This window comes from Xanthomonas sp. LMC-A-07, from assembly GCF_030208825.1.
GTDB classification, from domain to species: domain Bacteria; phylum Pseudomonadota; class Gammaproteobacteria; order Xanthomonadales; family Xanthomonadaceae; genus Xanthomonas; species Xanthomonas campestris.
The window spans coordinates 573,737-597,736 of sequence record NZ_JARVTF010000005.1 but is presented as its reverse complement, the minus strand read 5'-3'; the positions used below and the strand labels follow the sequence as shown (position 1 = coordinate 597,736).

Annotated in this window: 16 protein-coding genes and 1 other RNA gene; 12 read left to right on the top strand and 5 right to left on the bottom strand. The window is 64.7% G+C overall.

Annotated elements, in window-relative coordinates; all coding sequences use genetic code 11:
• Positions 1 to 716: 716 nt before the first annotated feature.
• Positions 717 to 1,295 (top strand): methyltransferase domain-containing protein, encoded by a 579-nt coding sequence (locus tag QRM89_RS05570; RefSeq protein ID WP_014505967.1) that lies wholly within the window; start codon positions 717 to 719, stop codon positions 1,293 to 1,295.
• A gap of 118 nt (positions 1,296 to 1,413) precedes the next feature.
• On the opposite strand, the gene QRM89_RS05565 is transcribed toward QRM89_RS05570, so the two are convergent.
• Complete coding sequence (locus QRM89_RS05565; protein ID WP_228433620.1) at positions 1,414 to 2,769, bottom strand: DNA topoisomerase IB; 1,356 nt, start codon at positions 2,767 to 2,769, stop codon at positions 1,414 to 1,416.
• Between the two features lie 56 nt (positions 2,770 to 2,825).
• Between QRM89_RS05565 and QRM89_RS05560 the strand changes: the two genes are divergently transcribed.
• The 5 genes from QRM89_RS05560 to QRM89_RS05540 all read left to right on the top strand — a co-directional run bounded on the left by QRM89_RS05560 (position 2,826) and on the right by QRM89_RS05540 (position 10,564).
• A complete protein-coding gene (locus tag QRM89_RS05560; RefSeq protein WP_012436878.1) occupies positions 2,826 to 3,206 on the top strand; it encodes an I78 family peptidase inhibitor in 381 nt (126 codons plus the stop codon).
• A gap of 201 nt (positions 3,207 to 3,407) precedes the next feature.
• Positions 3,408 to 7,880 (top strand): glutamate synthase large subunit, encoded by a 4,473-nt coding sequence (gene gltB, locus QRM89_RS05555; RefSeq protein WP_285447468.1) that lies wholly within the window; start codon positions 3,408 to 3,410, stop codon positions 7,878 to 7,880.
• A 211-nt stretch (positions 7,881 to 8,091) separates the two neighbouring features.
• Positions 8,092 to 9,573, top strand: coding sequence for an FAD-dependent oxidoreductase (locus QRM89_RS05550; protein ID WP_103699819.1), 1,482 nt, complete (start codon positions 8,092 to 8,094; stop codon positions 9,571 to 9,573).
• A gap of 14 nt (positions 9,574 to 9,587) precedes the next feature.
• Complete coding sequence (locus tag QRM89_RS05545) at positions 9,588 to 9,941, top strand: hypothetical protein (RefSeq protein ID WP_103699862.1); 354 nt, start codon at positions 9,588 to 9,590, stop codon at positions 9,939 to 9,941.
• A gap of 194 nt (positions 9,942 to 10,135) precedes the next feature.
• Positions 10,136 to 10,564, top strand: a complete 429-nt coding sequence (locus QRM89_RS05540) for a hypothetical protein (protein WP_285447467.1) — start codon at positions 10,136 to 10,138, stop codon at positions 10,562 to 10,564.
• 588 nt (positions 10,565 to 11,152) lie between these two features.
• Here QRM89_RS05540 and QRM89_RS05535 read toward each other — a convergent pair.
• Positions 11,153 to 12,211, bottom strand: a complete 1,059-nt coding sequence (locus QRM89_RS05535) for an NAD(P)-dependent alcohol dehydrogenase (protein ID WP_011035287.1) — start codon at positions 12,209 to 12,211, stop codon at positions 11,153 to 11,155.
• 312 nt (positions 12,212 to 12,523) lie between these two features.
• Between QRM89_RS05535 and QRM89_RS05530 the strand changes: the two genes are divergently transcribed.
• The 4 genes from QRM89_RS05530 (at position 12,524) to QRM89_RS05515 (ending at position 17,592) form a co-directional block, all read left to right on the top strand.
• Positions 12,524 to 13,588 carry a glycoside hydrolase family 5 protein gene (locus QRM89_RS05530; protein ID WP_285447466.1) on the top strand — a complete coding sequence of 355 codons (1,065 nt, stop codon included), beginning with the start codon at positions 12,524 to 12,526 and terminating at the stop codon, positions 13,586 to 13,588.
• Between the two features lie 629 nt (positions 13,589 to 14,217).
• Positions 14,218 to 15,270, top strand: a complete 1,053-nt coding sequence (locus QRM89_RS05525; RefSeq protein WP_285447465.1) for a glycoside hydrolase family 5 protein — start codon at positions 14,218 to 14,220, stop codon at positions 15,268 to 15,270.
• A gap of 408 nt (positions 15,271 to 15,678) precedes the next feature.
• Positions 15,679 to 16,728 (top strand): glycoside hydrolase family 5 protein, encoded by a 1,050-nt coding sequence (locus tag QRM89_RS05520; protein WP_285447464.1) that lies wholly within the window; start codon positions 15,679 to 15,681, stop codon positions 16,726 to 16,728.
• Positions 16,729 to 17,145: 417 nt separating this feature from the next.
• Positions 17,146 to 17,592: a PepSY domain-containing protein gene (locus QRM89_RS05515; protein ID WP_014505953.1), complete on the top strand. Its 447-nt coding sequence runs from the start codon at positions 17,146 to 17,148 to the stop codon at positions 17,590 to 17,592.
• Positions 17,593 to 17,803: 211 nt separating this feature from the next.
• Here the strand turns inward: QRM89_RS05515 and QRM89_RS05510 are convergent, their stop codons facing one another.
• On the bottom strand, positions 17,804 to 19,588 hold the full coding sequence (locus QRM89_RS05510; protein WP_285447463.1) for a M28 family metallopeptidase: 1,785 nt from the start codon (positions 19,586 to 19,588) through the stop codon (positions 17,804 to 17,806).
• 57 nt (positions 19,589 to 19,645) lie between these two features.
• Complete coding sequence (locus QRM89_RS05505) at positions 19,646 to 20,302, bottom strand: hypothetical protein (RefSeq protein WP_042595442.1); 657 nt, start codon at positions 20,300 to 20,302, stop codon at positions 19,646 to 19,648.
• Positions 20,303 to 20,460: 158 nt separating this feature from the next.
• On the opposite strand from QRM89_RS05505, the gene QRM89_RS05500 reads away from it, so the two are divergent.
• Entirely contained in the window at positions 20,461 to 21,690 is a 1,230-nt protein-coding gene (locus tag QRM89_RS05500) for a peptidoglycan DD-metalloendopeptidase family protein (protein ID WP_306310162.1), read from the top strand.
• Positions 21,691 to 21,715: 25 nt separating this feature from the next.
• Here QRM89_RS05500 and QRM89_RS05495 read toward each other — a convergent pair.
• Positions 21,716 to 21,789: non-coding RNA, sX9 sRNA (locus tag QRM89_RS05495), on the bottom strand.
• Between the two features lie 300 nt (positions 21,790 to 22,089).
• Between QRM89_RS05495 and QRM89_RS05490 the strand changes: the two genes are divergently transcribed.
• Complete coding sequence (locus QRM89_RS05490; RefSeq protein ID WP_057670926.1) at positions 22,090 to 23,577, top strand: S41 family peptidase; 1,488 nt, start codon at positions 22,090 to 22,092, stop codon at positions 23,575 to 23,577.
• The last annotated feature ends 423 nt before the right edge of the window (positions 23,578 to 24,000 follow it).

Here is a 24,000-nt window from a genome sequence, read left to right as displayed (position 1 = left end):
GATACGTTGAAGTGCTCTCCAAACGACCGTCGCGCACAGCAACGCTGTGCCACACGATCCGACAGGCGAAAATTGGCGCAGCGCCAGCGAGGCTGGGCGGCTGCATCAGCAAGCAGCAGCATCCGCATGCGCGCAAGACGGCGTGTCGCCCAACATGAGCAAGTTCTGGCTGCGAGCCGTTGTGGCAGCCGCTTGGCTCTTCCCGGTGTCTCCGGCAGCCACCCGATCCTTACCGATGGTCCCGACCGTTGCCGGTCGCTGATGCGTCGCGCCGACATGCAAAGCCACGCAATGCCTATGCACATGCGACGGTGCGGCGTTGCCGGCGGAGCTGTCGTCCAACTGGCGGCACCTGTCTTCTGCTTGCCATCCACACTGCACATCCTTTTATGACCGAGCGTTCGCATCGCCCCGCAGTGCCCGTTGCCGCTCGCTCTGAAGCCCTGTCAGCAACCGCGCACAGGAAGCGCCGTGACCAATGCGCGGATGCATTTCGCGACGTTGCTAATCTATAAAGACATCGCGCGCGCACTGAACGCACGCACCACCGCGAACACCCGTCCAGCCACAAACGGTTGAAAACATCCCGCCGCCCGCGACAGACTGCCGGCGGACTCATCCTTGCGGGGATGCCTTGCGTGGCGTGCTGGCACACTGCATCCACAAGGTAGGCGGCAGGTGCCTGAGCCAGACTCTGCAACCGGGTGTGAGGATTGATGGCGCGTTCGTACAGGACTTCATTTTTTCGCGAATGGATCACTGCGCCCGCATCGGTTGCGGCGATCCTTCCCTCTGGGCGCGCGCTGGCCGCGGTGATCACCTCCGAGCTCTCGCATAATACCGAGCGGGTGCTCGAACTCGGCCCCGGCACCGGTGTGTTCACCGAAGCGATGCTCGACAGGGGCGTGCAGGAAAACAATCTGGTGCTGCTGGAGTACAACGCGGCGTTTTCCGCATTGCTCAAACAGCGATTCCCCCGCGCCAACCTGCTGCAGATGGATGTGACCGGCTTGGAAGCACTGCCGCGCATCGACGGCGGGCGCGTGGATGCGGTGATCTGTGGCCTGGGCTTGCTGACCATGCCCATGCACCAGGTGGCGGCGATCGTGCGCGGTGCCTTCCTGCATCTCAAGGATGATGGCCGGATGTATCTGTTTACCTACGGATTGAAGTGCTCGGTGCCCGACTGCATTCTCGACCAGCTCGATCTGGAAGCGGTCAAGATCGGGCGCACGTATCGCAACCTGCCGCCGGCGACTACCTACCGCCTGCAGCGCCGTTCGTACGCCTGCTGATTCGCGCAATCCGGTCGCGCACCGCGCACACAACAGGTCGCGCGACAAACGCACAAGGCACCTGCCGAAGCGATGCACACCGCCATTGCCTCGGCACCACGCCAGGACACGCACCGCATCACGCCGCCTTGCGTGCGCCCACCTTCGCCGTCGTCGGCCGCTTGATGGCACGCTTGCTCGCGCGCTTGGCTGGCTTGACCGATGTGGCCGAAGACTTTGCGGCTTTCACCACCTTGCGCACCTTGGCGCGCGAGGCGCTCAAGAACCGCAGCGTGGCCGCTTCCCATTGCCGTTCGCCGCGCACACCGGTGGCCAGGGTCTGCAACTCACCGGCGCGCCAGCCTTCGAACACGCAGGGGTCGATGTAAGCCTTGCGGCAGACCGACGGCGTGTTGCCCAGTGCATCGGCCACCTCGCGAATGACATCGTTCTGCACCTGCTTGAGCGCCCGCTCGCTGCTGCGCTCGGGCAAGGGCAGCCGCGCCAGGCGCTGCAATGCCGCCAGCGTGCCGCCCCAGGTGCGGAAGTCCTTTGCGGTGAAGTCCTCGCCCATCGCCTCGCGCAGATAGTCGTTGACCTCGCCCGAATCCACCGGCTGCAGCTGGCCGTCATCGTCCTTGTACTGAAACAACGACTGCCCCGGCAGCTGCTGACATTCGCGGATCAGTTTGACCAGGTGCTTGTCGTCGACCTCGATCTCATGTTCCTGGCCACTCTTGCCGCGGAACTTGAGCCGCGCGCGGCCGCCTTTCAGAAACTCCATGTGCCGGTTGCGCAGCGTGGTCAGCCCGTAGGAGCGGTTACTGCGCGCATATTCGGCATTGCCCACACGCACCAGCGTGTCGGCCAGCAACGCCACCACGATGGCCAGTACCTTTTCGCGCGGGAAGCCCGGCAGCAGCAGATCGCGGCGCAGCCGGCGGCGCAACTTCGGCAGTGCTTCGCCGAAGGCGATCACGCGCTCGAACTTGCCTTCGCCCCGCACCTGCGCCCAATCGGCGTGGTAGCGGTACTGCTTGCGCCGGCGTGCATCGCGGCCGGTGGCCTGCAGATGGCCGTTGGGCTTGGCGCAGATCCACACCTCGGTATACGCCGGCGGAATGGCCAACGCGCGGATCCGCTGCAGGGTGTCGGCATCGGTCACCCGCTGCCCGTCCGCGTCCCGGTAGCTGAAGCTCTTGCCAGCCTTGCGGCGGCTGATGCCGGGCTGCTGGTCGTTGACATAGACCAGGCCGGCCGCACGCGCGGTGGCCTTGGCCTGGGCCACCGCAGCAGCGGTGGTGACGGCGGCGGTGGCGGCCACCGCAGTGGTGGCGACGGTGGCCAGCTTGCCTGCGGTGCTGGCAGCGACGGCGGCATTGCGAAGAACACGGTTGGCTTTCATTGCGCACACATCGGAAGGCTGGCGCCGATTGTTGGGCCGGGCCGGACTAGGCCGCGTCAACGTCATGGCAACGCAGCGTGCGCAAGCAATGCCTGCGGCGGCGTTTGTGCTTATGCTTGGGCCATCCCCCTGTGCTGGAGTCATCGATGAGGTTTGTCCTGCCTACCGCCCGCCTGGCCTGCACGCTGGTTGTGCTGGCCGCACTCAGCGCCTGTAACAAGCCGCAACCGGACGAGCAGGAAGCCGTCTCCGCCAAGGCGCAGCAAGCCGCCGAACAAGCCTCCGCCCCGGCACCGGCTGCCGCACCGGACGCACCGCCCATCGGCACCTGCGATGCCACTCAAGTGCAATCGCTGGTGGGCCAGCCCTTGACCGAAACCGTGAGCGAACAAGCCCGCAACGACGCCGGTGCCAAGGCGGTGCGTGTGCTCAAACCCGGCCAGATGACCACGATGGAGTTCAACGGCGAACGGCTCAATCTTGAAGTGGACGCCAAGAACATGATCACCTCGGTCCGCTGCGGCTGAGCACGCAGCAGGCCTGGCGCTCCCATCGGGCGCCAAGCCTGCTGGCACAAGGGATTCAGGCCGCTCTCGTTGCAGCTGTAACGGTGTATTGCGGCACCGCATCAACTGTGTTTTAGTCGATGATCCGGTGATCTCTTGCACCGCTCCATGGTCGAGCGGTGCAACGTCGTCGCCGTTTTCCCGGATCGCAAAGAGGCAGACATGGCCCCCCGCACTCGCCAAGGGCTCGACGACTACGGTCTCTACAACAGCGCGCGCGACGAACGCGACGCCTGTGGTTTTGGCATGGTCGCGCAGTTGGACGACCAGCCTTCCCGTTCGCTGGTCGATACCGCGATCGCTGCGCTGTCGCGCATGACCCACCGTGGCGGCGTGGCCGCCGACGGACTCACCGGCGATGGCTGCGGCCTGCTGATCCGCAAACCCGACGCCTTCCTGCGCGGGCTGGCCCGCGACGCCGGTATCACGCTGGGCACGCGCTATGCGGCCGGCGTGGTGTTCCTGCCGCTGGACGAGGCCGATGCGGCGCGCTGTCGCAGCGAACTGGAAACCCAGCTGCAGATTGCCGGCGTGCAGTTCCGCGGCTGGCGCGTGGTGCCCACCGATGACAGCGTGTGCGGCCAGCTGGCCCGCGACACCCTGCCGCGCATCGAGCAAGTGTTTGTTGATGCCGGCGCCGAGCAGACCGAAGACGGCTTCACCCTGGCGCTGTTTCTGGCGCGCCGCCGCGCCGAGCAGGCCTTGCGCGAGGTGGACAACTTCTACGTCACCACGCTGTCGCCCAATGGCATCAGCTACAAGGGCATGGTGCTGCCGGACAAGCTGAGCACGTTCTACCCGGACCTGCAGCGCAGCGATCTGTCGTCCAGCGCGATTGTCTTTCACCAACGTTTTTCCACCAACACGCTGCCGCGCTGGCCGCTGGCGCATCCGTTCCGCCTGCTCGCCCACAACGGCGAGATCAACACCATCGAAGGCAACCGGCGCTGGGCGCAGGCGCGTAGCAAGGTGTGGCAGACGCCGCGCTTTGACATCGCCGAGTTCGACCCGGTGATCTCCATGCATGGCTCCGATTCGCAGAGCCTGGACAACATGCTGGAGCTGCTGATCGCCGGTGGCATGGACCTGCTGCAGGCGCTGCGCATCCTGGTGCCGCCGGCGACCCAGTCGCTGGAGTTCAAGGACGCCGATCTGGCCGCGTTCTACGAGTTCTACGGCCTCAACACCGAGCCGTGGGACGGCCCGGCCGGCATCGTGGCCTGCGACAGCCGTTACGCGGCCTGCATGCTCGACCGCAACGGCCTGCGTCCGGCGCGCTGGATGCTGACCTCCGACCGCCATTTCCTGGTGGCCTCCGAGGCGGGCGTGTGGGAATTGCCGGCCGAGCGCATCACCCGCAAGGGCAAGCTGGGCCCGGGCGAGATGATGGCGATCGATCTCAAGCGCGGCGATCTGCTCGATTCCGATGCCATCGACCGCATCAACCGTGCGCGTGCGCCCTACAAGCAATGGCTGCAGCAGGGCGTGACTTACCTGCAGACCGAGTTGATCGACCCCTCGCTGGTGGAAGAACCCTTCAGCGAGCAGACCCTGCGCAGCTACCACAAGCTGTTCCAGCTCAGCACCGAGGAAGTGGAGCAGATCCTGCGACCGCTGGCCGAGACCGAGCAGGAAGCCACCGGCTCGATGGGCGACGACACCCCGATGGCGGTGCTCAGCCGCCAGACCCGGCCGCTGTACGACTACTTCCGCCAGGCGTTCGCGCAGGTCACCAACCCGCCGATCGACCCGCTGCGCGAAGGCATCGCGATGTCGCTCACCACCCAGCTCGGCAAGGAGACCAACATCTTCCATGCCGGCGCGGAGACGGTGAACCACGTCATCCTGAATTCGCCGGTGCTCAGCCAGCGCAAGCTGCGCCAGCTGCTGAAGATGGAGCAGTACGTTGCGCGCAATCGCCTGATCGACCTGTCCTATAGCGTGGAAGAAGGCCTGAAGGCCGGCCTGGAACGCATCTGCCAGGAAGTGGAAGCCGCCGCCCGCGATGGCGCGGTGATGCTGCTGCTGTCCGACCGCTACCCGGTGCCGGACCGCCCGATGGCGCATGCGTTGCTGGCCACCGGCGCGGTGCATCACCACCTGTGCAAGGTGGGCCTGCGCTGCGACGTCAACCTGATCATCGAAACCGGCACCGCGCGCGACCCGCACCACATGGCCTGCCTGCTCGGCTTCGGCGCCACCGCGGTGTACCCGTACCTGGCCTACCAGACCCTGTTCGACCTGGGCCGGCGCGGCATCCTGCAACTGAGCAAGGGCGGCGAGCAGTCGCAGATCGGCCGCCGTTACCGCAAGGGCATCTACAAGGGCCTGTCCAAGATCATCTCCAAGATGGGCATCTGCACCATCGCCAGTTACCGCGGCGCGCAGTTGTTCGAGATCGTCGGGCTGGACCCGGACGTGGTGGAGCTGTGCTTTGCCGAAACGCCGGCGCGCATCGGCGGGGTAAGCCTGTCGCGGCTGGACACCGAAACACGCGAGCTCACCGCACGCGCCTGGAACGACCAGCTCAAGCCGGAAGTGGGCGGCCTGCTCAAGTATGTGCACGGCGGCGAATACCACATGTACAACCCGGACGTGGTCATGACGCTGCAGCGCGCCACCCGCACCGGCGATGCCAGCGATTGGCAGAAGTACGTGGATGCGGTGCATTCGCGCCCGGCCTCCACGCTGCGCGATCTGGTGCAGCTCAAGCGCGCCGACACCCCCACGCCGCTGGACGAAGTCGCCCCGGCCGCCGATGTGCTGCGCCGGTTCGACACCGCCGCGATCAGCCTGGGCGCGTTGTCGCCGGAAGCGCACGAAGCACTCGCCATTGCGATGAACCGCCTGGGCGGGCGCAGCAATTCCGGCGAAGGCGGCGAAGACCCGGCCCGCTACGGCACCGAGAAGCGCTCCAAGATCAAGCAGGTGGCCTCCGGCCGTTTCGGCGTGACCCCGGAATATCTGGTCAACGCCGAGGTGCTGCAGATCAAGGTCGCCCAGGGCGCCAAGCCCGGCGAAGGCGGCCAGCTGCCCGGCCACAAGGTCAACGAACTGATCGCCCGGCTGCGCTACGCCAAGCCCGGCATCGGCCTGATCAGCCCGCCGCCGCATCACGACATCTATTCGATCGAAGACCTGGCCCAGCTGATCTACGACCTCAAGCAGGTCAACCCGACCGCACTGGTGTCGGTGAAGCTGGTGGCGCATGCCGGCGTCGGCACCATTGCCGCCGGCGTGGTCAAGGCCGGCGCCGATCTGATCACCGTGTCCGGCCATGACGGCGGCACCGGCGCCAGCCCGGTCAGCTCGATCCGCTATGCCGGCGTGCCGTGGGAGCTGGGCGTCGCCGAGTCGCACCAGGCGCTGGTGGCCAACGACCTGCGCGATCGCACCATCCTGCAGACCGACGGCGGCCTGAAGACCGGCCTGGACGTGGTCAAGGCCGCGTTGCTGGGCGCCGACAGCTTCGGCTTCGGCACCGCGCCGATGATCGTGCTGGGCTGCAAGTACCTGCGCATCTGCCACCTCAACAACTGCGCCACCGGCGTGGCCACGCAGGACGAGCGCCTGCGCGCGAACTACTTCACCGGCCTGCCCGAACGCGTGGAGCATTTCTTCCGCCTGCTGGCCGAAGAAGTGCGCCAGTGGTTGTCGTACCTGGGCGTGCGTTCGCTGGACGAGATCGTTGGCCGCACCGACCTGCTGGAACAGCTCGAGGTCTCGCCGCGTCCGGGCGTCAAGGTCGATCTGTCACGCCTGCTCACCCATGCGCAGTACGACGGCAGCCATTGCGCGGCCCAGCGCCTGTACGAATCGCCGGACAGCCTGGCCACGCAGATGGACGGCCTGCTGGCCGATGCGATCGCCAACAAGACCGGCGGCGACCATCGCTTCCTGATCCACAACACCGACCGTTCGATCGGCGCGCGTCTGTCCGGCACCATTGCGCGGGCGCACGGCAACCACGGCATGAGCGATGCGCCGTTGAACCTGCGCTTCCGCGGCACCGCTGGGCAAAGCTTCGGCGCGTTCAACGCCGGTGGCCTGCAGCTGGAGCTGGAAGGCGAAGCCAACGACTACGTCGGCAAGGGCATGGCCGGCGGCCGGCTGGTGGTGCGCCCACCACGCGGCGCACGCTTTGAAGCGCGCAACACGCCGATCGTGGGCAACACCTGCCTGTATGGCGCCACCGGCGGCGAGCTGTTCGCAGCCGGCCGCGCGGGCGAACGTTTTGCGGTGCGTAATTCCGGCGCACTGGCGGTGGTGGAAGGCGCCGGCGATCACTGCTGCGAATACATGACCGACGGCGTGGTGCTGGTGCTAGGCAAGGTGGGCCTGAACTTCGGCGCCGGCTTCACTGGCGGCCTGGCCTATGTGCTGGATATCGAACGCGACTTCGTGGACCGCTACAACCACGAGCTGATCGACATCCACCGCGTCTCCGCCGAAGGCTTCGAGAACCATCGCCAGCACCTGCACACCCTGATCAGCCGCCACCGCGAGCTGACCGGCAGCATCTGGGCGCAGCAGATCCTCGACGAGTTCCGCGACTACATCGGCAAGTTCTGGCTGGTCAAACCCAAGGCCGCCAGCATTGAGTCGTTGACCGAGTCGCTGCGGCGCGCCGCCTGATGGCGGCACGGCGCAGCGACGGGATTGGAGATTTGGGATTTGGGATTCGCTCGATCCCTGCGACCTGCCGTCGCATTGGCGAATTCCGATTCCCGGATCTCCATCCCCTGCGCTCAAGCGTCGAGATGCTTTGTTCAAGGTTCGCACTGCGTCAGAGCCAGGTCGCCCGCTCTAGCGAATCCCCAATCCCAACTCCCGAATCCCAGCCCCTATGAGCCGCAAGCAAGCCTTCCAATTCCTTGACCTGCCGCGGACCATGCCCACGCGCATCCCGGTGGAGCTGCGTACGTCCGGTGACTGGGGCGAGTTGTACGGCAAGTTCGACAAGGCCGACGCGCAGTACCAGTCCGGCCGCTGTCTGGACTGCGGCAACCCGTATTGCAGCTGGAAGTGCCCGGTGCACAACGCCATTCCGCAGTGGCTGCAGCTGGTGCAGGAAGATCGCATCATCGAGGCCGCCGCGCTGTGCCATTCCACCAATCCGCTGCCGGAAGTGTGCGGGCGCGTGTGTCCGCAGGACCGCCTGTGCGAAGGCAGCTGCACGCTGGAGGAATTCGGCGCGGTCACCATCGGCGCGGTGGAAAAGTACATCGTCGATACCGCCTTCAGCATGGGCTGGCGCCCGGACCTGGGCAACGTGCAGCCCAGCGGCCACCGCGTGGCCGTGGTCGGCGCCGGCCCGGCAGGCCTGTCCTGCGCGGACCGCCTGGTGCGCGCCGGCATCGAAGCGGTGGTGTATGACCGCTACGAACAGATCGGCGGGCTGCTGCAGTTCGGCATTCCCAGCTTCAAGCTGGACAAGTCGGTGATCGGCAAGCGCCGCGAGATCCTGGAAGGCATGGGCGTGCAGTTCCGCCTGGGTGTGGAGATCGGCAAGGACGTCAGCATCGAACAGTTGCTCTGCGAATACGACGCCGTGTTCCTGGGCACCGGCGCGTACCGCTACACCGACGGCGGGCTGGACGGCCAGGATCTGAAGAACGTGCTGCCGGCGTTGCCGTTTCTGGTGCAGAACAGCCGCATCGTCAGCGGCAACGACCCGCACGGCCGGCCGATCGCCGGCTGGGAAGACCAGATCGCCCTGCCCGACCTCAACGGCAAGCGCGTGGTGGTACTGGGCGGCGGCGACACCGGCATGGACTGCGTGCGCAGCGCCATCCGCCTGGGCGCGGCCAAAGTCACCTGTGCCTACCGCCGCGACGAATCCAGCATGCCCGGCTCGGCGCGCGAAGTGGCCAACGCGCGCGAAGAAGGCGTGCGCTTCCTGTTCAACCGCCAGCCGCTGTCGATCGAATCCGGCGCCGACGACGAAGCCATCGGCGTGACCGTGGTGGAAACCAAACTCGGCGAGCCCGACGCCAGCGGCCGCCGCAACGCGGTGCCGGTGGAGGGCAGCGAATCCCTGCTGGAAGCGGACGTGGTGATCATTGCTTTCGGCTTCTCGCCGACGGTGCCGGAGTGGCTGTCTGCGCAAGGCGTGGAAGCCGGCAGCAACGGTCGCATCGTGGCGCCATCCGACGACAACGGCCGCCTGCCCTACCAGACCAGCAACCCGCGCCTGTTCGCCGGTGGCGACTGCGTACGCGGCGCCGACCTGGTGGTCACCGCCGTCGCCGAAGGCCGCGACGCGGCCGGCAGCATCGTGCAGCTGCTGGGTGTGAAAGCGCAGGTCAAGGAGCCGGCTGCGGCGTGAGGATGCTAGGCCGCATGCTCAGGTCACTCGTTGCCGGTTTGCTGATCTTGACTGCCGGTAGCGTGGCTGCGGCGCAGACCGCCATATGCCAGGAATCGGACAAACTGCGTCTTGATGGCTTACCTCTTTCCATCGTGCAGATGGAAGAGATTGGTCTCAAGTACGCGGCGGCAAATAAGAAGGCGCCTCAGGTGCCATTTGCTTACGGCAACAAAGATTGGCTGTGGCTCAAGAAGCAGTACCGCTCCGGCGATTACTTCATGGCTTATGAGCAACTTTGGCCTGCAAGTGGGAAGCGGTTTGCCTGGGGTTATGCGCTTGTTCGAGGGAAATGTGTGCTGGGCGTGCTGAGCACTCAAGTCTCATAGGCCCAACAAATCTTCTGATCCACGCACGTTCGCGGCTCAGTTTGTTTCGGGCGGTTTCTACTCCGCGCTGCAATCCCTGGGTCGCTGGGTCGCGGGGTCGCTGGTGTGGATAATGCCCGTGACGATTCGTCCGGCCGACCCAGCTTCGCGGGTTGGCTCAACTCAGCTGCTATGCCACGAGATCAACACGCTTTATGCGCAAATTCCTGAAGTACGCTACGTTGTCCTTCATGGAGTTTTGCACGCTTTTTGTCATTTTTGGCGTCGGTAGAGGCGTGGTAACAGGCTGGAAGAAATCAGCGGCAGATCGCCAGTCAGCAGCAGGTATGCCACGCGATATTTGGCTTGCGCGATTCAAGTCGGTCGCGTTATCCGCCTTATGTACGGATTCTCCTTTGCAACGGTCTTTGAATGGAAGCCACAAGGAGTGTCTTGTCGCCTTCGAGCCGCTGTTTGAGCACTGCGCTACCAGTAAGCTGATCGTGATTCCCGCCGTGATCGCTTCGCGCGAAGACGCGCAAAGGTATGGGTCGCTGATTGGCGAGTGCATCGCAGCCAACCATTTTGGCGGCAGCTATCTAGAGGCGTTCAACCGCTCATTGCAAATGACCAAACAACCCTAGCCAATGAAAGCCTCACGACGTTGCGAAGCGCAGTGATGACATTGGGCGTTAGACCAGCATGGACATTATGTCGCTAAATTCCGTTTGGTTCTTCGGGGCGGCATTGCCACCGATTATTTGGGCCGCATATCGATTTTTCTGGAGCAGGTATGCACGGCCCAAGGCCCGTTCTCGTGTCGTTCTCGGAGCCGTCCTGGCATTTTCCCTTGGGGCAACACCAGCATTACTGGTCTGGGAAGCTTTGGTGACTGGTACGGTCTCGTGTCGCCGCTGTAGTGACGGTTTTTTCTCGGTTTACGACGCGCCGTTTGGTTATTGGCTTAATGTTGCCATTCTTTATCTCGTCGCAATCGCATTCTTGTCTGGCCTGGTGTTCAGTATCTCTTTCCTCGCCCGCGGGTCGCGGCATTCTGACAAGAATCCGTCCAATCATTAGGCCGAAAAAAAATAGTCCGCTGCGCATAAAGGTTGGGACGTCAACCCTTTTTCATGGCCGATAGCCGCGCCAGTGACACAACGCACCCGGCCACCGCTTGCGTCATACAAAACAACGCAAGCGGTGACTTCACAGCCTGACGCAATAACCGATCAGGCCGCCTTGGCCAGCGTGTCCATATCGATTACGAAGCGGTACTTCACGTCGCCCTTGAGCATGCGCTCGTAGGCCTCGTTGATCTGGTCGGCGCGGATGGTTTCGATGTCGGAGACGATGTTGTGCTTGGCGCAGAAATCGAGCATTTCCTGGGTCTGGCGGATGCCGCCGATCAGCGAACCGGCCAGCGTGCGGCGCTTCATCACCAGGTTGAACACCGCCGGTGACGGATGCGAATGTTCGGGCACGCCCACCAGCACCATCGCGCCGTCGCGCTTGAGCGCATTGAGGAACGGGTCCAGGTTGTGCGGCGCAGCCACGGTGTTGAGGATGAAGTCCAGGGTGTTGTACTGCGCCGCCATCTGCGCCTCGTCCTTGGAAATCACCACTTCGCTGGCGCCCAGGCGCAGCGCGTCGGCGCGCTTGCTTTCAGAGGTGGTGAACAGCACCACGGTGGCGCCCATGGCCTTGGCGATCTTCACCGCCATGTGGCCCAGGCCACCCAGGCCGACCACGCCCACCTTCTGCCCGGGGCCAACCTTCCAATGCGCCAGTGGCGAATAGGTGGTGATGCCGGCGCACAACAACGGGGCCACGGCGGCCAGGTTGTCGCTGTGGGAAATGTGCAGCACATATTTCTGGTCCACCACGATATGGTCGGAGTACCCGCCATAGGTGTTCTCGCCACCGCCAAACATCGGGCCGTTATAGGTGCCGGTGAAGCCCTGTTCGCAATATTGCTCCTCGCCTTCCTGGCAGGAGGCGCAGCTGCGGCAGCTGTCGACCATGCAACCCACACCGGCCAGGTCACCGACCTTGAAGTTGGTCACGGCGCTGCCGACGGCAGTGACGCGGCCCACGATCTCGTGGCCCGGCACCGAGGGATACACCGTGTTGTGCCATTCGTTGCGGGCGGTGTGCAGGTCCGAGTGGCACACACCGCAGTAGGCGATGTCGATCTGCACATCGTCGGGACCGGGCGCGCGACGTTCGAAGACGAACGGCGCCAGCGGCTGGTCGGCGGTTTGGGCGGCGTAGGCGTGGGCTTTGCTCATGGGGATACTCCAGGGGACGGAAACGCCGCCCGCGCAGGGCGCAGACAGCAAAAAAGTAGGTGCGTTAGCTTAGGACACCGCTCCGTCGCACTCCTGCGACAGTGCGTCTTGCCAGTCGGCTTGCGAACTCGACCGTGGAGCCAACATGGCGCTTTGGACGTTCGCGCATCATCAAATCAGCGTTGCCCGCGTGAATGGCGCGCTAACGCCGGGGCCCCTAGGCTGACCATCGATGGTGTGGCGCTGCACCATCCTCGCTGGCCGTGCCCTCCCCCTGCGGCCGCCTACGTCGACTGCCGAAGGAGGCTCCCCATGTTCCCATCTTCCCCCCGCTCCACCCGCACCCACGCTGCCGCACTGGCGCTGGCCCTGCTCGCCACGTTGCCGTTGGCGCATGCCAAGGAGGCAGACAACGCCCGCGGCGGATTGAAGTACGTAGGCGTCAACATCTCCGGCGCCGAGTTCAACTCGCGCAAGAAGCCCGGCACGCTCTACAAGGACTACACCTACCCGGCGGCTGCGGATTTCAGCTATTTCGCCAGCAAGGGTATGAACACCATTCGCTTGCCGTTCCTGTGGGAACGCCTGCAGCCAACCCTCAATGGCGAGCTGGATGCGGCGCAACTGGCGTTGATCAAGAAATCCGTGGCCGCCGCCAAGGCCAACAAGCAGTTCCTGATCCTGGACCTGCACAACTACGCCAAGTACAACGGCAAGCGCATCGGCACCGACGAGGTGCCGCCTGCAGCACTGGCCGATCTGTGGCGCCGCCTGGCGCTGGAGTTCAAGGACGACAAGCAGGTGATCTTCGGGCTGATGAACGAGCCCAATGGCATCTCCTCCACCGACTGGGCCGCGGCCGCACAAGCGGCGATCAACACCATCCGCAAGACCGGCGCGAACAATTTGATTCTGGTGCCTGGCACGGCCTACACCGGCGCGCACAGCTGGCGCAGCACCAGCTACGGCGTCTCCAATGCCAAGGCCCTGCAGATTCTCAAGGACCCGGGCAACAATCTGGCCTTCGAAGCGCATCAATACCTGGACGGCGACTACAGCGGCACCAAGCCCGAATGCACCAGTGCCACGGTGGGTGCAGACAAGTTGCGCGGCTTTACCGACTGGCTGCGCGAGAACAAGCAGAAAGGCTTCCTGGGCGAGTTCGGCACAGCCAACAATGCGGTCTGCAACGACGCGCTGAAAGGCATGCTGAGCTACATGGAAAAGAACAGCGACGTGTGGCTGGGCTGGACCTGGTGGGCAGCCGGCGCGTGGTGGAAGCCGGATTACCCGTTCAATGTGCAGCCGGGCAAGGACGGCAGCGAGAAGCCGCAGATGTCGATCCTGAGCGAGCACGCGCGCCGCGCCGGCAAGTAAGCGCCCCAAGCACCATGTAGCGAGCAAACGCCAGGCAGGCGCATGCACGGAGCCGTTCGCGTGGACACACAGTCCATACCGATGCATCTCCACGCTCGCGCCTGCCTGGCGTCTGCGTCTCTGCTTGCTGGCCGCTTTAGCGCAGCCGAATGCCAACGCCGCACGTGCGACGTTGGAGGTGTCTGTCACCTGGCGCGCCGTTTGTGCGGCGTGTATGTAGAGCTGCCACGTGCGCGTGCAACGGCTCACAACCACATAGGCAAACGTAATCACGCGGGCGCACCACGGTCGTTGCGGTGTGGCTGCCCGTGCTGCAGTGATCCCGGCATGCCGTGTTTTTAGCCAGGCAGTTTTTTCGCCACAGGTCTCTTGGCCGACGCGCCACGCGCGCCGTTGCAAGCTGCGCGCATGCTTCCATACATGGGCATGACAAAGTGCCTCTGTCGCGGATGCGTCGACCAGATCCTGCCGTCACTGCGAAACACCGCACAGCTTGGAAGAGTGATACCTCGCATCTGTAGTTTCAGCGTGCCGTTGCGCCTAGGGTAGAGACAGATGCGCTGTTGGCCGCGTCGCGCGGCATGACGTTGCGGGCAGCGTATCTCCCCCGCAACTGCAAGGAACACCCCATGTCTGCCTCCCCCTCCTGGCCACGCCAGCTGCTGCGCTGCGCGTTGATCATGCTGTGCATCGCCACGATGTCCATCGCACAGGCGCAAAGCCCCAATCGTCTGAAATACGCAGGCGTCAACATCTCCGGTGCGGAGATCCAGTCGTCCAAAAAACCGGGCGTGCTCAATATCGACTACCGCTATCCAACCGCGTCCGAGTACGGGTACTTCGCGGGCAAGCAGATGAACATCGTGCGCCTGCCGATCCTGTGGGAGCGCATGCAGCCCAAAGCTCAAGGTCCGCTGGATCAGGCACAACTGGCATTGCTGAAGCAGGCAGTGGCCAACGCCAAGGCCGCCAATCAATACCTGATTATCGATGTGCACAACTACGCCAAGTATTACGGCCAGAAGATTGGCAGTAAGCCGGTGCCAGTGCGCACGTTCACCGACCTCTGGCGCCGCCTGGCCATTGCGTTCAAGAGCGACAACGCCGTGATTTTCGGGCTGATGAACGAGCCGTACGACATCTCGCCAGAGAGTTGGGCCGCCGCCGCGCAGGCGTCCATCGACAGCATTCGTGCCACCGGTGCCACCAACCTGATTCTGGTGCCCGGTGCATTGTGGTCGGGCGCACACAGCTGGTATTCCACCGTGGCCGGGCAGTCCAATGCAGTGGCGCTTGCGAACATCCGCGACCCACTGAATCGCTATGCGATCGAAGTCCATCAATACCTGGATACCGACTCCAGCGGCACCAGTGCCGGTTGTGTGAGCCGCACGATCGGTGCGGAGCGCTTGCGCAGTTTCACCGGCTGGCTGCGCGCGCAAGGCAAGCGTGGCTTTCTTGGCGAATTCGGCACCGCCAATAACGCAACCTGCAATGCGGCGCTGGACGGCATGCTCGGTTATCTCGAAACCAACCACGATGTGTGGATCGGTTGGACGTTCTGGGCGGCAGGCGCGTGGTGGAAAACCAGCTATCCGTTCAATGTGCAGCCCGATGCGCAAGGCCGCGACAAGCCGCAGATGAAAACCTTGAGCGCACGCGCGCATCGCGTCACCCGATAACGGCAATCGATCAGTTCGCTTGTGTACAACCGCAGCAGCCGACGCACGCAGTAGACCTGTACTGCTGGTGCGTCGGTTGCATGCGTAGCCGGAGATTTGGCGTCACGCTTTCGTCGCCTAGCAAATCGCATGTCGAGATTTCGTCGCGGTCGCGTCACGCGTGAAAGCGCAATCTCCCTTGAAAGCAGGCACAACCGCACGATCCCGGTGCCAGCTCCTCCCACGCCGCATAAAGTGCAGGCCACAACGCAGTTTGTTTGTGAGCCCCTGCGCACATCATCTTTAACCACCGCGCGATGCGCGGCTGGCACGCGTGATGCATTGAACGGGCAGATGCAGCGTAACGAACGTCGATCGCACGCCATGGGGCTGCGATGCATCTTTTCCGTCGTCGAAGGAGTGGTTTCCATGTCGTGTTCTCTGTGGTTGCGCAGGCTAATGTCCTGCGCGGTGTTCTTCCTGCTGCTCGGTGTTCTGCCGATGGGCCATGCACAAACGCGTGCACTCAAGTACGCCGGCGTCAATTTGTCGGGTGCGGAATTTGCGTCATCGAAAAAACCTGGCGTCCTCAACAAGGACTACATGTATCCCGCCAGCACCGATTACAGCTATTTCGCTGGGACCGGAATGAACGTGATTCGCCTGCCGATCCTTTGGGAACGTCTGCAACCTGCCGCACGCGGCGAGCTGGATTCGGCGCAGCTGGCACTGGTGCAGCAAGCGGTGGCACGCGCCAAGGCATCGGGCATGTATCTGGTGCTGGATATCCACAACTACAGCAAGTACTACGGTTATAAAGTGGGTGGGCCGGAAGTGCCGCTCGCCACCTTTGCCGATCTGTGGCGGCGCCTGGCGGTGATATTCAACAGCGATAACGCCGTGATCTTCGGGCTGATGAATGAGCCCAACAACATCTCTGCCAGCGAATGGGCCGGTGCAGCGCAGGCAGGCATCGATGCGATCCGTGCCACCGGCGCCAACAATCTGATCCTGGTCCCGGGCGCGCTGTGGACCGGCGCACACAGCTGGCACTCGCTGACCAGCGATGGGTTTTCCAATGCAACCGCGTTGGCATCGATCAGCGACCCGCTCAATCGCTATGCGTTCGAAGTGCATCAGTATCTGGATGCCGATTCCAGCGGCACCTCCAGTGTCTGCGTTAGTGAAACCGTCGGCGCCGATCGCCTGCGTGCCTTCACCGAATGGCTGCGCGCCAACAACAAGCGTGGCTTCCTCGGTGAGTTCGGCACCGCCAACAACGCCGTCTGCAATACCGCGCTGCAAGGCATGCTGGCCTACATGGAAAACAACGCCGATGTCTGGCTGGGCTGGACATGGTGGGCAGCGGGCGCATGGTGGAACACCAGCTACGCCTACAACGTGCATCCGAACAAGGACGGCACCGACAAGCCGCAGATGGTCATCCTCTCGCCGCAGGCCGCACGCGCTACACGCTGACACGATGTCGCATGCCCGCCTTTCGTAGGAGCGCCCCTGGGCGCGATGGAGCGTTACCGTGATCGGTAGGGCTTCATCGCGCCCAAGGGCGCTCCTACGGATTTTTCTGCTGAATTGCGACGATGACGTCCGCGTAGCTGCCGTGGCAGGCGTGGCAATCGATTACCGCTAGTGCACAGCGGCTCTCTGCTTGCTCGCTCACACGGTCGTGCGCTTTCGCGGTCAACGACGGCGCTAGGCTGCAATGACCGTTATGAGCGGCCTCATGCGCAGATGTAAACGCCACGTGCAGCACGGGTGAACAGGCGCCCCGGTTGTCAGCTAACTGAACTTTTGCAATGCATAAGGTCGCTTTTTCACCACGCCGCGATCTGCCAGCGCCCAGCATGGACGCACTTCACTGCTAGGAGCACTCTCATGGCACAGCGTTTGATGACCACCGCGCTGGTTGGCGCACTTGCCCTTACCGCACACGGTGCGTTTGCGCAGGACGCCGCCAAGCCGGCAAAGGCACTCACTTCCGCCGAAGTCAGCAGCATGTTGACGGCCAAGGGCTACACGAAGGTGCACGACATCAAGTTCGAGCACGGCGTGTGGACGGCCGATGCGCGCAGCGGCGACGGCAAGGATGTGGATGTGCGGATCGACCCGACCACCGGCCGCGTGTATGGCGACCAGACCACATCCAAGATGAGCGAGGCCGACATTCGTGCAGCGCTCTCCACCAAGGGCTATTCCAAGGTGCACGACCTCAAGTTCGAAGATGGCCTGTGGAAGGCCGATGCCGAACAAAGCGGTGGGCAGAAGGTAGACCTGCACGTTGACCCGGAAGATGGGCACGTGGTGAGCGTGGATAACGATTGATCGCTCCCGCCTACGCGCAGCGGCCGCGCGGGATGTACGTTGCGATTTAAACGAGCCACAAATGAGAGGGCCTCCATGCGGAGGCCCTTTTTTGTTCGGCGCTAAGTGCGTCAGACGTTGGACTCAACGTGCCAACATTTCGCACGGGTTGTAGCAAACCGCTGCAGCCCCTGTCGCAACGCAGCGCGCGGTCACAGGGGCTGCCCGCACCTCAGCGCGACGGTGCAGGCGCAGGCTTGTCGTCTTCCTTGGCCGCTGGCGCCGGCGCAGCGGCCGCACCCGGCTTGCCGGCCATCATGCGGTCGCGCGCGGCCTTGAACGGATTGCCCGCATACCAGTTGGGCCACTGCTGATCAGCCGCCACCTGCTTGCCCACGCCATACACGGCCTGCAGGTCCTCGATGGTGCCATCAAGCTTCCAGGTAGCCGCATCGTACTGATCGCCAGGCGCGTGGTAGCGATTGCGGCCGTAGTCCTCGGCGGCTGCGCGGCCGGCAGCGGTGCCGCCCTCGCGCAGGTCTTCGCCGCCGTCGGCGTACAGCGCCGGCACGCCGGCCTTGGCGAAGTTGAAGTGGTCCGAGCGGAAGTACGAGCCGCTCTCCGGCGTAGCCTCACCGTGCAGCGTGCGCCCCTGCATGGCGGCGATCGGCTTGAGGATGTCTTCCAGCTCCGAGCTGCCCATGCCCACCACCGTGACATCGCGTGCGCGCCCGGCCACCGACATCGCATCCAGGTTGATTACTGCCGCGATCTTGTCCAGCGGAAAGCTCGGGTTGGCCACGTAGTACTTGGAGCCCAGCAAGCCGGATTCTTCCAGCGTCACCGCCACGAACACCACCGACCGCGCCGGCTTGGGATCCTGATGCGCGAAGGCATCGGCGATTTCCAGAATGCCTGCCACGCCAGTGGCGTTGTCCACCGCGCCGTTGTAGATGTTGTCGCCGGTTTCGCCGTCGTGCTTGCCCAGGTGATCCCAGTGCGCCATGTACAGCACCGCCTCGTCGGCATGCGTGCTGCCGGGCAGCACGCCAACCACGTTGCGCGAGGACTTCTGGGCGATCGTGCTCTTCAGGTCCACCGACCAGCTGGCCTTCAACGGCACCGGCTTGAAGCCGCGCTTGCCGGCGTCCTTGTAGGCCTGCGCCAGGTCCAGCCCGGCGTCGGCGAACAGCTGCTTAGCCGTGTCGGCGCTGATCCAGCCCTGCACCGGCAGGCGCGGGTCCGGGTCGTCCTTGGCCGGCAGGTCGTACTGCGGGCCGGACCAGGAATTCTTCACCACGTCCCAGCCATAGCTGGCGCCGGGCGTGTCGTGCACGATCAGCGCGGCGGCCGCACCCTTGCGCGCGGCTTCTTCGAACTTGTAGGTCCAGCGGCCGTAGTAGGTCATGCGCTTGCCGTCGAACAACTTGGCGTCGTTGCTGTGGAAGCCCGGGTCGTTGACGAACATCACTACCGTCTTGCCCTTCCAGTCCTGCCCGGCGTAGTCGTTCCACTGCTGCTCCGGCGCATCCACGCCGTAGCCGACGAACACCAGTTCGCTGTTGTCGAGCTTGACCTCGGCCTGGCCGGTGCGCGTGCCCACCACGATGTCGGTGCCGAAGGTGAGCGGGCGGCTCTGCGCGCCACTGCGCAGGCTGGGCGCGGTGGCCGGGTCTGCGGTGGTTTCCACCATCGGCACATCCTGGAACCAGCTGTCGCCATTGCCCGGCTGCAGCCCGATGCGCTGCATCTGGTCGCGGATGTAGGTGACCGTTTTTTCTTCGCCCGGCGTGCCCGGCCCGCGGCCTTCGAAGGCGTCCGAGGCCAGCGTCTTGACCAGCTCGGCAAAGTCGCCGGTGGTCAGTTCCGGCGAGAAGGCGTGGCTGCTGACCGGTGCGCTGGGGGCGCTGTCGGCAGGTGCCTGCGCGCTGGGCGCGGTGGTGGGGTCGGCGGACTCACGCTTGCAGCCCGCCAACGCAACGGCGGCGGCCAGGCACAACACGATCTTGCGGGGCATCGGGACTCCTCGGTGCGCGGGGGTTCCCGATTCTAGGCGCAGCCGGTGGTGAGCGCGTCAGTCCTCCGGCGCCACATCGCCATCGAAGCTGCGCGCGGTGGCCCCGGTGACCGCGCCGATCTTGGCGCTGCGGTGCACGTACAAGGTGACCTCGCGTTCGAACTTCAGCGGGCCATCGACCACCGCATTCGGGCCGATGATCACGCGCGGCTTGCGGTTCGGCTTGAACGAGAAGCCGAAATTGGGCTTGGTGACCAGGATGCCGCCACGCACATGCGAACCCACGCCCACGGTGATGTCGCCGTTGACGGTCTCGATGCCGTTGCCCAGCTCGGTTTCCACCAGGCCGATACTGCCGTTGACGGTTTCCACGCCACCGCTGATCTGGCTGCCGCGCTCGGCCAGCACCGAGCCGTTGACGGTTTCCAGATTGCCCGACACCACCACCTTGCTGCCCAGGCGGATGCCGCCGTTGACGGTGGAGACACCGCCGGTGCGGGCGTGCTCGCCAACCTGGATACTGCCATTGACGGTTTCCACGTTCTTGGTCTGCGTCGCGGCGCCGATCTCGATGGAACCGTTGACCGTTTCCAGGTCGCCGTAGGTCTTGCCGGCCTCGGCGCTGATGCGGCCATTGACCTTGCTGATGTCCTCATCGGCCCAGGCGCTGCCGCAGGCCAGGGAGAACACGAGGATCCAATGCGCGTGCTTCATGCTGAACCTCCCGCCGCGGCGGATATCGGTAACGTGGCAGCGATCACACCATGCTTGGCTACAATCGCGCACCTGCCTGAAGTCACTGGAACTTTCGTTTGCCTCCTGCCGCCGCGCCATTGCCGCACCCGACCCGCAGCCCGCCCGCACGCGCATGGCTGGCCGCGGCCGTGTTCGCCTGCACGCTGCTGGCCGGCACCAGCGCCGGGGCGCAGAGCCAACGCGAGGCCGAGCGCAAGCTGCAGCAATTGCGCGATGAATTGAAAACCATCAGCGCCGACCGCCGCGACCTGGAAGGCAAGCGCGGTACCGCCGCCCAGCAGCTGCGCCAGGCCGATGAAAAAGTCGCCAAGACCGCACGTGCGCTGAGCGAGACCGAAACCGCGCTGCGTACGCACGAACAGAAACTCTCCGAACTGCAGCAGCAGCGCGCGCAGCTGCAGCGTGGCCTGCGCGAGCAACGCGTGCAGTTGGCCGCACTGCTGCGCGCCGCCGACCATGTAGGCCGCAACGCGCCGCTGAAAGTGCTGTTGTCGCAAGACACCGTGGGCGATGCCACGCGCATGCTGGCCGACCACCGCTACGTGCAGAACGCGCGCGCGCAGCGCATCCAGGGGCTCACCACGCAGCTGGAGGCACTGACCCAGGTCGAGCAGCAGATCACCGAGCGGCGCCAGGCGCTGGACGCCGCACGCGCACAACAAAAAGCACAGGCCTCGTCGCTGCTGAAAGACCGCTCGCAGCAGGCCGCCACCGTTGCGCAACTGGACACCCGCTATCAACAGCGCGCCGAGCGCGAGAAAGCCCTGGGCCAGGATGCCAAGGCGCTGGAGCAGTTGCTCGCCAATCTGCGTGCAGCCGCGGCCAAGGCAGAAGCCGAGCGCCGCGCGGCGGCCAAGCGTGCAGCCGCCGAAGCCGCCGCGCAGGCCAAGCGCGGCAAAACCGATCGCCCGGAACGCCCCGGCAAGACACCGCCCAAGGTCGTGGCCAACGCACCGGCGCCAAAGGTCGGTGGCCTGAGTTGGCCGGTGTCGGGCAACCTGCTGGCGCGCTTCAACGCCACGCTGCCGGATGGCCATACCAGCAAGGGCGTGCTGATCGGCGCGCCCAAGGGCAGCACGGTCACCGCGGTGGCCGATGGCACGGTGGTGTTTTCCGACTGGATGACCGGCTACGGCATGATCCTGATCGTGGATCACGGCAACGGCTACATGAGCCTGTACGCGCACAACGACACCTTGCTGCGCGATGCCGGCGCCAGCATCAAGCGTGGCGAGGCCGTGGCCAAGGTCGGTAGTTCGGGCGGGCAGGGTGTGCCGGCGCTGTACTTCGAGCTGCGTCGCAACGGCCAGCCAGTGGATCCTTCGAGCTGGCTGCAGCGCCGCTGAGTGCATGGGGCGCCGCACTTAGAGCGGCTAACAAAACGTAGCGAGCAGCCGTCAGGTGGGTGCGGACGGCGCGGAGGAACTGGAGTGTACGGGGTACATGACGATTCCGAGCACTGGCCGCGCCCGCCTGGCGGCTGCGCAGTCGTTTTGATCGCTGCTCTTGTCCGGCGTCTGCTTACTGGATCGTGTTGGCGCTCGCATGCCGGCAGCTCACGGCACCAGAGTGTCGCTGCGGACCGTCCCGACGGCAGCACCGCAGCAGGTCTCATCGCGCAGCCTTGCCGGTGCTTCGCACATACACCGGCGTTGACGGCGATTCAACGCGGATTTACCGCTGCTTCGCGCATAATCCAGCCAGCGCCGCGCTGTGGGGCGTCTTCTCTCTTTTCGGAGTGCTTCATGCGCGTAGCCGTCCTGTCCGTTGCCCTGTCGCTGGCCCTGTTCGCGTCGCCCGGTTGGGCACAGCAGGCCAGCCCCGCTGCCGCACCGGCCACCGCGGACGACCCGGAAGCCAACGAAGCCGCCGTCTCCAAGGTGCCGCTGGACGAGATCCGCCGCTTCGTGGCCGTGTACAACGCGGTCAAGCAGGCCTACGTGGACCCGGTCGAGGACAAGAAGCTGATGCACGCGGCCGTGCGCGGCCTGCTGTCGGACCTGGATCCGCACAGCACCTACTTCGACAAGGAAGACGCCGAGGCCTTCGACGAACAGGCCACCGGCGCCTATGACGGCATCGGCGTGGAATTGCTGCAGCAGCAGGACAACACGCTCAAGGTGATTGCGCCGATCGACGACACGCCGGCTGCACGCGCCGGTGTCAAGGCGGGCGATGTGATCGTGGCCATCGACGGCAAGCCGATCGACGCCAGCAAGGCAATGGAGCCGCTGCGTGGCGAATCCGGCAGCAAGGTCACGCTGACCATCGTGCGTGACAAGGTCGCCAAACCGTTCGACATCACCCTGCAGCGCGAAACCATTCGCGTGGCCAGCGTGCGCAGCAAGCTGCTCGAACCTGGTTACGGCTACATCCGCATCAGCACCTTCCAGGCCGACACCGGCGCCGACTTCCAGAAGAACCTCAAGCAACTGCAGGCCGGCGGCAAGCTGCGTGGCCTGGTGCTGGATCTGCGCAGCAACCCGGGCGGCCTGCTGACCTCGGCCGTGCAGGTGGCCGACGATCTGCTCGACAAGGGCAACATCGTCAGCACCCGCGGGCGCATCTCCATCAGCGACGCCAAGTTCGACGCAACCCCGGGCGACCTGCTCGGCGGTGCGCCGGTGGTGGTGCTGGTGGACGCCGGTTCGGCAAGCGCGTCAGAAGTGTTGGCCGGCGCGCTGCGCGACAACCAGCGCGCGCGCATCATCGGCAGCCGCACCTTCGGCAAGGGCTCGGTGCAGACCGTGTTGCCGCTGGACAACGGCGACTCGGTCAAGCTCACCACCGCGCGCTATTACACGCCCAGCGGCAAGTCGATCCAGGCCAGCGGCATCGTGCCCGAAGTGATGCTCACCCCCGAACCGCAGCCCGGCGACGCCGACGTGCCGGCCAGCCTCACAGACTTCAGCGAGGCGACCCTGCCGGGCCACCTGCGCGGCGATGCGGAAGGCGAGGAGGGCTATAGCGCCGGCGACGTGCTGCCGGGCGATGGCCCGATCAACGAGGCGCTGGCCGAACTCAAGCAACCTGGCTCGGTCGCCAAGGCACAGGCCGCCCGCAAGGCCAAGGCGCAAGCGCAAAAGCCCAAGGCCATCAAGCCAACGCCCGAGCCCAAGCCGGCCGCACCACGCCCGCCCGCCAGCGAGCAGACCACGCCGGCCGAGCCGACGGACAAGGCCAAGCCAGCGGCGCCAGTACCGGCAGCTGTGCCGGCCGAGCCGGTCAAGTAAAGGGCAGTGCTGCGGGTGCCACGTGCACCCGCAGTGCGCAGCCGGCGCTGGTGTGCATGCGCACGTCGTGCGTTGTAAGTCGTGCCGCGAATTTACATGCAGCAGTTGTTAGCCACGCATGCGGTGATTGGACGCAGACGTTGCGGAATAGAGGCACGTCTCGTAGGCATCGCCGGTCGCCAGGCGACGGCTATTTGCTTTGAAAAACTCTCTGCAAGATGTCGGCGCTTTTTTGCAGGTGGTCTTCCACGTTTGGTCGCACTCACTTGCTGATGTGCGCGATACGTAAGGACTCCGCGCACTGCACGTCATTAAACGTGTAGAACGTCTTTAGCACGTCTTCGCCAGCAGCCTAGACGCTGGGCGAGGGCACCTAGCCTAAGCACTCTCCCAGCGACGCAGTTGCGCGTTGAGGTTGCGCGT

Coding starts and splice junctions, on each gene's coding strand:
- QRM89_RS05550 (WP_103699819.1), top strand. CDS start 8,092: ATGAGCCGCAAGCAAGCCTTCCAATTCCTTGACCTGCCGCGGACCATG.
- QRM89_RS05525 (WP_285447465.1), top strand. CDS start 14,218: ATGTCTGCCTCCCCCTCCTGGCCACGCCAGCTGCTGCGCTGCGCGTTG.
- QRM89_RS05515 (WP_014505953.1), top strand. CDS start 17,146: ATGGCACAGCGTTTGATGACCACCGCGCTGGTTGGCGCACTTGCCCTT.
- QRM89_RS05530 (WP_285447466.1), top strand. CDS start 12,524: ATGTTCCCATCTTCCCCCCGCTCCACCCGCACCCACGCTGCCGCACTG.
- QRM89_RS05520 (WP_285447464.1), top strand. CDS start 15,679: ATGTCGTGTTCTCTGTGGTTGCGCAGGCTAATGTCCTGCGCGGTGTTC.
- gltB (WP_285447468.1), top strand. CDS start 3,408: ATGGCCCCCCGCACTCGCCAAGGGCTCGACGACTACGGTCTCTACAAC.
- QRM89_RS05570 (WP_014505967.1), top strand. CDS start 717: ATGGCGCGTTCGTACAGGACTTCATTTTTTCGCGAATGGATCACTGCG.
- QRM89_RS05560 (WP_012436878.1), top strand. CDS start 2,826: ATGAGGTTTGTCCTGCCTACCGCCCGCCTGGCCTGCACGCTGGTTGTG.
- QRM89_RS05510 (WP_285447463.1), bottom strand. CDS start 19,588: ATGCCCCGCAAGATCGTGTTGTGCCTGGCCGCCGCCGTTGCGTTGGCG.
- QRM89_RS05535 (WP_011035287.1), bottom strand. CDS start 12,211: ATGAGCAAAGCCCACGCCTACGCCGCCCAAACCGCCGACCAGCCGCTG.
- QRM89_RS05545 (WP_103699862.1), top strand. CDS start 9,588: ATGCTCAGGTCACTCGTTGCCGGTTTGCTGATCTTGACTGCCGGTAGC.
- QRM89_RS05490 (WP_057670926.1), top strand. CDS start 22,090: ATGCGCGTAGCCGTCCTGTCCGTTGCCCTGTCGCTGGCCCTGTTCGCG.
- QRM89_RS05540 (WP_285447467.1), top strand. CDS start 10,136: ATGCGCAAATTCCTGAAGTACGCTACGTTGTCCTTCATGGAGTTTTGC.
- QRM89_RS05505 (WP_042595442.1), bottom strand. CDS start 20,302: ATGAAGCACGCGCATTGGATCCTCGTGTTCTCCCTGGCCTGCGGCAGC.